This is a genomic window from uncultured Abyssibacter sp. (assembly GCF_964000955.1).
In the GTDB taxonomy this organism is placed as follows: Bacteria; Pseudomonadota; Gammaproteobacteria; order Nevskiales; family OUC007; genus Abyssibacter.
Genome location: NZ_CAXFCL010000128.1, coordinates 1 through 8,718, shown reverse-complemented (window position 1 = coordinate 8,718; position 8,718 = coordinate 1). Strand labels below are relative to the sequence as shown.

Here is an 8,718-nt window from a genome sequence, read left to right as displayed (position 1 = left end):
TCCTGCTCAAACCCGACGAAGACCGGACGATGGCGCCGCAGCGCGTAGCCCTGGTTGGCCACGAAGGTCTCGGAGTACGCCAGCAGACGCTTGCGGAACACCAGCGCCGCAGGTTTTCCAGTCTCTGGTGTCATCCGGAAGCCCGGACGGATCTGACCAGGTCGAGCCCGCTCGGAGCACCCCAAAACACGGATCGTCGCATGCGCTTCAGTATACTCGGCCTACCCCGAACATCCGGCACGCCGTGACCGATCGCCACGAATCCTCCGTCATCATCAGCACCTACAACCAGCCCGACTGGTTGGAAAAGTGCCTGTGGGGATTCGCCTACCAGCGGGATCGCCGGTTCGAGGTAGTCATCGCCGACGATGGTTCCCGGCCCGAGACACGACAGCGCGCGGAAGCCGTCTGCGACCATTTCGACCTGCCGCTGAACTACGTCTGGCACGAGGACGATGGCTTCCAGAAATGTCGCATCCTGAACAAGGCGATTCTTGCCGCGCGGTCGGACTACCTGATTTTCACGGACGGTGACTGCATCCCCAAGCCGGATTTCATCGCCACCCATTTGTCGATGCGACGGCCGGGGCATTTCCTGTCCGGGGGCTACTTCAAGCTCCCGATGTCCACCAGCGAATGCATTGGCGAGGACGATGTCGCATCCGGGCGCGTCTTCGATGGCGCGTGGCTGCGCGCGCACGACGTCACCGCGCCGTGGAACAAGCTGCTGAAGATCACCGCCACGCCCCGGCAAGCCCGGTGGGCCAACCGGCTGACGCCGGCCAATCGCTCGTGGAACGGCAACAACTCGTCCACCTGGCGATCACTTGCCATCCAGGTCGGCGGGTTCGACGAGCGCATGGGTTACGGCGGCCAGGACCGTGAATTCGGCGAACGGCTGATGAACGCGGGCATCAAGCCGATCATGATGCGCTACTCCACCGGCATGCTGCACCTGGATCATTCTCGCGGCTACCGGAACGAGGAAGGCATCCGCAAGAATCGGGCGATCCGGGCGGAAACGAGGCAATCGCGTCGCACGGTCACGGAATTCGGCCTCAATCTTCACGAGGCCACGCCGCCGAGTTGAGCCGGCACCTGTTAAGGAAGCACTGATTTATTCACGCCGCCAAGTTGCCGCGGGAAAACCGGCTCCGTCTTGGTGGTGTGAATAAATCAGTGCTTCCTTAACTCAGGGCATCGACGGATTGTGACGCCGCCAGGTCATCCACCGACGCCGAGCTTTCCAGTTCGAGGGCTGGATACGCAGGATCTCCCGCATCGTCGCATGGGCGGATTCGAAGTCACCGGCCTTGCGCTGGCGGGTGGCCACGCGATGCAGATGCATCACGAAAACCTGGGGATGCGCGGCGAGATACGCCCGATTCTTCTCGACGACGCGCGCGTCGGATGCGTTCTTGCTCGCGTAGTCGCTCCCGTCGCTCGCTCGCGGTCCATCATGCTCGCGAAACCATACGGTCGGGGCGGCCAGCCGCACCCCGGGATGGTCATGGCTGATCAACCGGTAGATCAGATCGCGGTCTTCGGAGACGCAAAGCGCCTCATCGAATCCATCAAGCGCGACAAACGTCTGGCGATGGACGGCGAGACCGCTGGTCACCAGCTTGGCCGCCGCCAGGTGAGCCTGTTCACCGGATGATGGCCCAACACGCAACGACTCCGCGTTTTCCCTGCGCTTGAGCACACCTTCACCATCGGTCATCCACCGCGCGCCCCACAGCCAGCGGACATCCGGATTGTCACGGACGGCGACCTGCATCTGCCGCAGAACCTGACCATACAATCGATCATCGTCGTCCAGGAACAGAACCCATTCGCCGCGAGCCTGCCGCACCCCGAAATTGCGCGTTCCAGCGACACCGGTCCCGGTCTCGCCCTCCGCGACATGAAAAACCCGGACCCGATCGTCGCTCAGCGTCGCGAGCCACTGTTCGGTGCCATCGGTGGAACCGTCGTCAACAACCACCAGCTCCCAGTCGGTCTCCCCCTGAGCGAACACGCTACCGATCGCATCGGGTAGCAGCTGCATCCGGTTCCGCGTTGGCAGGACGATGGACCAGGTCATCGGATCATTCACCCGCATCCGGCAGGCCAAAGCGATCGACCAGCTGCTGGTGGGCCTCGGTATCCAGCGCGTCGAGCACCTGCTCCTTGTCCTCGTCCGGCACCAGCGCCTCGAACTTGGATTCCGGCATCTCGATCGGGTCGGAGGAGTTGGCGAGGTGCGGCCGGCTGCGCGAGATCACCTGATCCAGCTCGCCGCTGTCGGTCAGTTCGGGCACGTAGGGAATGTCCAGTTGACGGCACAATCGGCGCAACGTCACCTCCGGCACCCGAGCAAGAGACTCGAATTCCACAAACGCGTGCCCTGGGCTGTCCACGTAACGCAAGGACTCGTGAATCGCCCGATTCCAACGCTGCACGCCGTCCATGGGATCACGCAACCGAGACGCCGGGTGCAGATACTTGAACGCGCGGTCGAGAATCGACCCCAGGACGTCCTCTCCGCGTCTGAAGATGTGAATGAAGCGGGCGTTCGGCATGTACTTGCGAATCACATCCACGTGAAACAGATGCTCCGGTGACTTTTCCAGCCACATCGAGCAGCCAGCCCTCAGCGCCTGTGAATCCAGATAGTCCCGGAAGGTGTCGACCGTCGTGCGGTAGAACAGCGACGGCTTGTACTCAAGCGGCTGCCCGTCCAGACGCATTGCCTCGCAAGTCTTCCGCAAACCATGCCGCTCCTTGCCGGTGGTCAGGCCCAACCTGGCCAACCAGCCACGACGGGAACCGACCGTATTGCGAAAAAACTCGGTCTCCGGAGTGGAATAAATGTCCGGGTGCCGCGCGAGCGCGACCTGAAGCAGCGTCGTTCCGGAGCGCTGACAGCCGAACATGAACAATCGCCGTTCAATCCGGTTGTGGGTTGAAGCTTCGTGCATGGGTGCGTCCTGGAAACGCGATGAGGCGTATCTGCGCGCGTAACATCTACAGGATCGCACATCCTGTTTCGCTAGCTCGACCACGGGAACGGAATATCGGCGCCGTAGCCATCGGACGCTCCGGCCCCTGACGCCCGACACGGACCCTGAGCCTGCAACCAGCGGTCAATGGCCTGAAATCGGCGGACCGGCAGGGTACGATTCAGCGAACGTCAACCGCAATCACGCTTTCCTCGGCCACCCACTCGATCCGTGTCAGACGCTGCCGACCACCGCCTGCTTGATCGCCTGCTGACCCATGCCAGGCATACCCCGTCGGCACCGGCGATCGTCACGTCCGATGGCACGCTCGACTATGCAACCCTGGCCCGTCGCGTCCACGGCTGTGCGGAAGCGCTGATGCAGATGGGCGTCACGTCAGATTCAACCGTCGCGCTTGCCTGCGAAGCCGAGGTCCCGCACCTGATCGCCTCGCTGGCGCTCGCGGCGCTCGGCAGCAGCCAGCTCGCCCTGCCCAGCCACGAACCACCCTCGTTCCGCGACGAACTGGCGCAACGGATCAACGCGACACATCGGCTCGGGGAGGAGGACATCAAGCGCCTGAGCGCCGCTGACACGTCATCGTTATCGGTGACCGACCGACCAGCCAAGGGCTCGGCCGGGCTGATCTATCTGTCGACCTCGGGCACGACCGGTGCACCCAAACTGGTCGTACTGGGTGACAACGATCTGGTCAGTCAGGCTCCGCGCCATATCGGTTCGCCGCAGGAGCGGTTCGCGTGCATCGCGGGCATCGAGCACAACTTTGCCAAGCGCCACCGCCTGTACTGCGTCGCCCAGGGCGCAGCCAACGTGTTTCTTGAGACAACCGGCATCGACACGGTGCCGGCGCAATGCGACGCACTGGAAGTGAACGTGCTGCACGTGTCAGCGTTTCAGGCACGCGATCTGCTCGGTGCGAGAGACTTGGAGGCCCTGCGCAACCTGACGCTCAAGATCGGTGGCTCGCATGTGCCACTCGCGCTGAGAAACGCCCTGATGGACCACATCACCCCGACGCTTTACACGGGCTACGGGACGACGGAGACCGGCGCGATCGCCTTCGCCGGGCCTGGGCAACACGACGCCGAAGAATCCGTGGGCGTTCCGCTATCGGGCATCGAGCTGCGCATCGCGCCCACGGATCCAGATACGCCGACCGCGACGGCGGAAGCGCCGGGCGAGATTCTGATCCGCGCCGATGGTCTTTTTCGTGCCTATCTGGGGAACCCCGGAGAGACGGCTCGCCGCCTGGTGGATGGCTGGTTTCACACCGGCGACCTGGGGTTCCTCGACGCACACAACCGACTGGTCCTGCGGGGTCGTCGGGATGACATGTTCGTGTTCAACAGCATGAACATCTACCCGCAGGAGCTGGAAACCTGCATCCGCCAACACGGCGCTGTCGAGGATGTGGCCGTGGTACCCCGACACTCCGCGGTGCACGGCGCCATCCCGGTCGCGATCGTTCAGGCGAAGACGGGCGCGGCGCTGGACCCGGGCGACCTTCGCAGCTTCGCGCGCGAACGACTCGGGCTGCGATGCCCGCGGCAGTTTGTTCTCGTGGATCACGTGCCGCGCAACCGGACGGGAAAGATTCAGCGCGACGCGGCACAGGCGCTGATTGCCGAATGAAGCCTCCGATCACGCCAGGCGCCGTTCGGCCGACCATTCTGGACGCACTGGACTACGCCAACGCGCTGGGAGACCTCCCGAAATCCGCGATCCGCGCATTCGTCGAGGAGCGCGGCGACATCACGCTGGCCGAGCTGGAATTGAACAGCCTGGCGCGCATGGAACTGCTGATCGCGCTGGAGGTCGAGCACGGAGTTTCAGTGCTTCCCGACGAGCTGGCCGGATTCTCCTCACTGGGTGAACTGGCCCGATGCGTCGCCGCGAGGACGCAGACCGCAAAACCGCCCACGCTCGGCGAGACGGTGATCGCCGTCGACGACACGGCCTCCCCGGCGAACCATCCACAAAGCGTGCGGCTGTACCGGCGTGGACTTCGACTCAGCAGAACGGCGAACCAGCTGAACAAGCTCCACATCAGTCTGGAGAACCGGCTGACGCCGCCGGAGCTCGAGGAAATCCGAACCTGGGCGCGGCAGCCCTCGCCGACCGGTGCCGAACTCCACCCGGACACCAAAGCGTGGCTCGAACGCCTTGATGCCCTGGACGCGCAGTCGCCGCGGGAAGCGCCCGCGCCGTTCCAAGCCTGTCGCGTTGCGCCCGGCATCCGCCATTGCGTCGGCCCGGGCGAGCGCCGGGACAAGTCGCTGCTCCTGTGCTTCACGACGCGCGCCTCGCGCATGATGATGCCGTTGCCCGTGTTCCTGCAGTACATCGACCCGTCGCGTTTCGACCTGTTGATCATCGCCGATGGTCATCGCACAAGCTTCGAAGGCGGTGCTCCCCACCTCGGCACGACACTGGACGAGGTGATCAACACCGTGGGTGAACTCGCGGTGCTGCGAGACTACGCGTCACTGCGCACCCTGGGCTGCAGCGGCGGCGGATACCCGGCGATTGTCGCGGCTCAGCAACTGGGCGCCGAGCTGGGCGTCAGCGTCGGCGGCCGCTTCGAGCACGGCCAACGCCTTGCCCGCTGGCGCAAGGTCAGGCGCACGCGAACCGGAACGAGCGGTCGGGGAATGACCTTGTTGCTGATTTATGGCGCCGAGAAAACGCGGGATCAGAAGTTCGCGACCGCGATCGCACGCGCTTCGGGTGCCACGCGGATGCCGCTACAAGTCGCGGATGACGAGCTCGGTCACCTCGTGCTCGACAAACTCCGCGCCCGAGGCGAGCTGAAGGCCCTGCTGGACGCCACGATCTGCCAGCCAGCACCCGGCCCATCACCTATCCGGTAAACCATCGGGCCATCAGGGCGACACGATCAGCGTCTGCGCAAAATGGTCGGCCGCGGCATCCATCGCCAGCAGGAACCACAGCGGGGAGTACCAGAAGGCATGCGGCGCCAGAGAAATCTCCATCAGCGCCGCCGAGTTGCCCGTCGATCGATACCCCTCCAGCAACGCCCGCGAATGCGAGATCGGCACAACCGTGTCCTGCCGACTATGGATCAACAGCAGATCCGGCTCCGCCTCCTCATCAAGCTGATTCAGGACGGATGCGAACGCGCGCGTCTCCGTGTCGGGAGCGCCTTCGTCGTTCAGAAATTCCGCCCACCAGCTGCGATCGGTCGGCCCGGACTCCGGAGCGAGTGCGACCACCGACTGCACCGCGCTTGAGGCACCGGGCGAGCCACCTGCTCCCTCCAGACTCCCGACGTCGGCCGTCGCCCCCACGAAGGCGGCGAGGTACCCGCCCGCCGAGGCGCCGAACAGTCCGATCGCATCCCGGTCCAGCCCGTAGGCATCGGCATTGGCGCGAACCCAGCGGACAGCCGCCTTGCAGTCTTCGATCGCGCCCGGGAAAAGCGCTTCCGAAGACGTCCGGTATTCGATGCTCGCGGCGGCGATGCCTCGCTCCGCCAACGCGGCCGCCATGGGCCCGAACGCCGCCTTGTCACCGCGCCGAAACCCTCCGCCACGAATGGCGATGACCACGGGCGTCGGCACCGCGATGGGGGTGTCCGGCAGAAACAGGTCCAGGCGTAGCTCCCGATCCTCGTAGCTGGCGTAAACGAGGTCGGGCACCACGGTATGGCGCGGGTGGACCGGCAAGCCCTGATCGCCGGAGCAGCCATGGAGCACGGTGGCCGCGATCAGTACGACGAACGCAAAGCCGCAGCTCGGCCGGCGTCGCTCAGGCGACACCGCTCTCATGCGCGGGAACGCGGCCGAAAGCAGCCAGTGGCGACAAACCCGAGCGTCATGTCCCTAGGTTCGGACGATCCTCACACCCAGATGCAGCGGAATATCCGCCACCGGACCGAAGAATTCCGGGTCCAGCGCGAGATGCTCGGCGGTCACGCCCAGCTCCTTGATATCGGGCAGCGCTCGGAAACCCGCTTCGCGCAGGCCGTCGAAGTAATCGGCGAAGGTCTTGTGAACCATCTGAACGGGGAGCAGCGTTCCGTCGCGCCGGGCGATCTCACCGGGGAAGCGCTCATCAACGCCGCTGAAGTAGCCGCGCCCCCGCACGTCGAAATAAAACGGCGGCGCATGGGTAGTACGAATGAAACCCAGCGCGGGATGAGGCACCGAGAACACGAAGCGGCCACCGGGACGCAACACCCGATGCACCTCGGCGAACGACCTCCGCATCTGATCGACCGTGAGGTAGTTGTAGAGGAACACCGCGACAACAAGATCCATGCTCTGGTCATCAACGGACACCGGCTGCGTCGCGTCCCCCTGCCGGAAGTCGAGACCGTACCCGTCAGCCTCGTCCTGACGCCGAGCCGACGCCACCATCTCTCCGGACAGCTCCACGCCGATGACCCGGGCCGCGCCGCGCCGGGCGAGCTCCCGACTGCAGTAGCCCTCGCCGGCACCGAGGTCCAGCACCGTCTGGCCGGCAACATCGCCGCAAAGCTCGAACACCGGTGGCCGGCCGGTGAAATCCGAGAGGCTCGAGGGCTCGCGGCGGGCCCACTTGTCGGCGTTGACGTCGTAGAGTTTTTCAGTGTCCATGAGCGATTCGGTCGGGCTGGCTGGCGCGGGCGAGCAGAACGTCCCAGAACGCCGTACGCAGGTTCAACGAGGAGATCACACCGAAGCGCACCGCCTCCCTCACATCAGGGTTGTCGCAGAGCTCTTCGGTGATCGCGAGCAGGGACGCCGCATGGCCGTCATCGCATTCGATGTGCAGTTCAAAAAAGTGCTCGTGTTCAGCGGCGAGGCAGGTATGGTCCCGAATCCCCGCGAGCAACTGCCGATAGATGTCGGACACCAGCAGTTCAGTCGCGATGCCGATGGCGCCGATGCCGACACCAACCTGTCCGGACTGACATTTTTGCAGGAACAGATCGCGCCAGACACGCACCGTAGTGCAGGGCACGAACGCCCGCTCGATCGCTTCGGTAACGCCGGTAGCGCGGCGGAAACGATCGAATAGTTCAGCGTGAGGCGTGTGGTCGCAATCCTGTCCGACCAACCCCTGTTCCTCTCTCAGATTTTCCGACAGGACTTCTCGATGCCGCTTGATCGCCAGACCATTGATCACCGCCTGCAGGTAGCTCGTGAAGCCGGAGCTGTACACGTAGTACTGCAACGCGAAGTCTCGCACCGCAAAATCCATGGACGGAAACTCGCCCTGCGCGAATCGCCGCAGGTACGGGTGCCGCACGGCACTGTGCCCCAACGCCTCTGACTTGAGCACCTCGACGAACTCGGCAGCGCTTCCCTGATACAGCAATGCCAGAGAAGACCGAGCGGGCGCTTCAGCCGGTTGATCCACCGGTCGCGTCATCATCATAGGTTTGCCCGTTCGCATGGACAGCCCGGGTCAGCGCGAGCCGCACCCCGCCACCTTTGCCAATTGGGGCGCCGATCCGCCATCGAACCCCGCGGAACGCGCGTGTCCGCGTGCGACCAGCACCCCTCCCCATCGCCGGAGAACTTAGCAGGATTGACGGGGCATTGCCCACATCATCATCCGGCAGACCGAAACTCCATCAGTGGAGCCATCGCGTCCACTGCTCCCGTACCACCGCCGCCGAGCCGGCCATGACCTGCTCCGGCTCCTCGGGCTTCCTGTCGGCCAGCACATGCCGATGCATGCGCGAGCGAATGTCCAGATAGGTGTC

Annotated in this window: 8 protein-coding genes; 3 read left to right on the top strand and 5 right to left on the bottom strand. The window is 64.5% G+C overall.

What is annotated here, in order from left to right:
• The first annotated feature begins 244 nt into the window (after positions 1–244).
• Positions 245–1,090, top strand: a complete 846-nt coding sequence (locus ABNS06_RS05910) for a glycosyltransferase family 2 protein (protein WP_348673192.1) — start codon at positions 245–247, stop codon at positions 1,088–1,090.
• Between the two features lie 102 nt (positions 1,091–1,192).
• On the opposite strand, the gene ABNS06_RS05905 is transcribed toward ABNS06_RS05910, so the two are convergent.
• Both ABNS06_RS05905 and ABNS06_RS05900 read right to left on the bottom strand, forming a co-directional pair.
• Entirely contained in the window at positions 1,193–2,086 is an 894-nt protein-coding gene (locus ABNS06_RS05905; protein WP_348673190.1) for a glycosyltransferase family A protein, read from the bottom strand.
• Between the two features lie 4 nt (positions 2,087–2,090).
• Positions 2,091–2,963, bottom strand: a complete 873-nt coding sequence (locus tag ABNS06_RS05900) for a sulfotransferase (protein ID WP_348673188.1) — start codon at positions 2,961–2,963, stop codon at positions 2,091–2,093.
• 252 nt (positions 2,964–3,215) lie between these two features.
• Between ABNS06_RS05900 and ABNS06_RS05895 the strand changes: the two genes are divergently transcribed.
• Complete coding sequence (locus ABNS06_RS05895; RefSeq protein ID WP_348673187.1) at positions 3,216–4,637, top strand: fatty acid--CoA ligase family protein; 1,422 nt, start codon at positions 3,216–3,218, stop codon at positions 4,635–4,637.
• A complete protein-coding gene (locus tag ABNS06_RS05890; RefSeq protein ID WP_348673186.1) occupies positions 4,634–5,875 on the top strand; it encodes an acyl carrier protein in 1,242 nt (413 codons plus the stop codon). The genes ABNS06_RS05895 and ABNS06_RS05890 overlap by 4 nt, the downstream gene beginning before the upstream one ends.
• A gap of 12 nt (positions 5,876–5,887) precedes the next feature.
• Here the strand turns inward: ABNS06_RS05890 and ABNS06_RS05885 are convergent, their stop codons facing one another.
• The 3 genes from ABNS06_RS05885 to ABNS06_RS05875 are packed head-to-tail and all read right to left on the bottom strand — an operon-like array spanning position 5,888 to position 8,387.
• Positions 5,888–6,793, bottom strand: coding sequence for an alpha/beta hydrolase (locus tag ABNS06_RS05885; RefSeq protein WP_348673185.1), 906 nt, complete (start codon positions 6,791–6,793; stop codon positions 5,888–5,890).
• Between the two features lie 54 nt (positions 6,794–6,847).
• Entirely contained in the window at positions 6,848–7,603 is a 756-nt protein-coding gene (locus tag ABNS06_RS05880) for a methyltransferase domain-containing protein (protein ID WP_348673184.1), read from the bottom strand.
• A complete protein-coding gene (locus ABNS06_RS05875; RefSeq protein ID WP_348673183.1) occupies positions 7,593–8,387 on the bottom strand; it encodes an iron-containing redox enzyme family protein in 795 nt (264 codons plus the stop codon). Before ABNS06_RS05875 ends, ABNS06_RS05880 begins: the two co-directional genes overlap by 11 nt.
• Positions 8,388–8,718 lie beyond the last annotated feature (331 nt).

Bases quoted from the DNA above. Each gene is read 5' to 3' on its own strand.
- ABNS06_RS05880 (WP_348673184.1), bottom strand. From the start codon at position 7,603: ATGGACACTGAAAAACTCTACGACGTCAACGCCGACAAGTGGGCCCGC.
- ABNS06_RS05900 (WP_348673188.1), bottom strand. From the start codon at position 2,963: ATGCACGAAGCTTCAACCCACAACCGGATTGAACGGCGATTGTTCATG.
- ABNS06_RS05875 (WP_348673183.1), bottom strand. From the start codon at position 8,387: ATGATGATGACGCGACCGGTGGATCAACCGGCTGAAGCGCCCGCTCGG.
- ABNS06_RS05905 (WP_348673190.1), bottom strand. From the start codon at position 2,086: ATGACCTGGTCCATCGTCCTGCCAACGCGGAACCGGATGCAGCTGCTA.
- ABNS06_RS05890 (WP_348673186.1), top strand. From the start codon at position 4,634: ATGAAGCCTCCGATCACGCCAGGCGCCGTTCGGCCGACCATTCTGGAC.
- ABNS06_RS05885 (WP_348673185.1), bottom strand. From the start codon at position 6,793: ATGAGAGCGGTGTCGCCTGAGCGACGCCGGCCGAGCTGCGGCTTTGCG.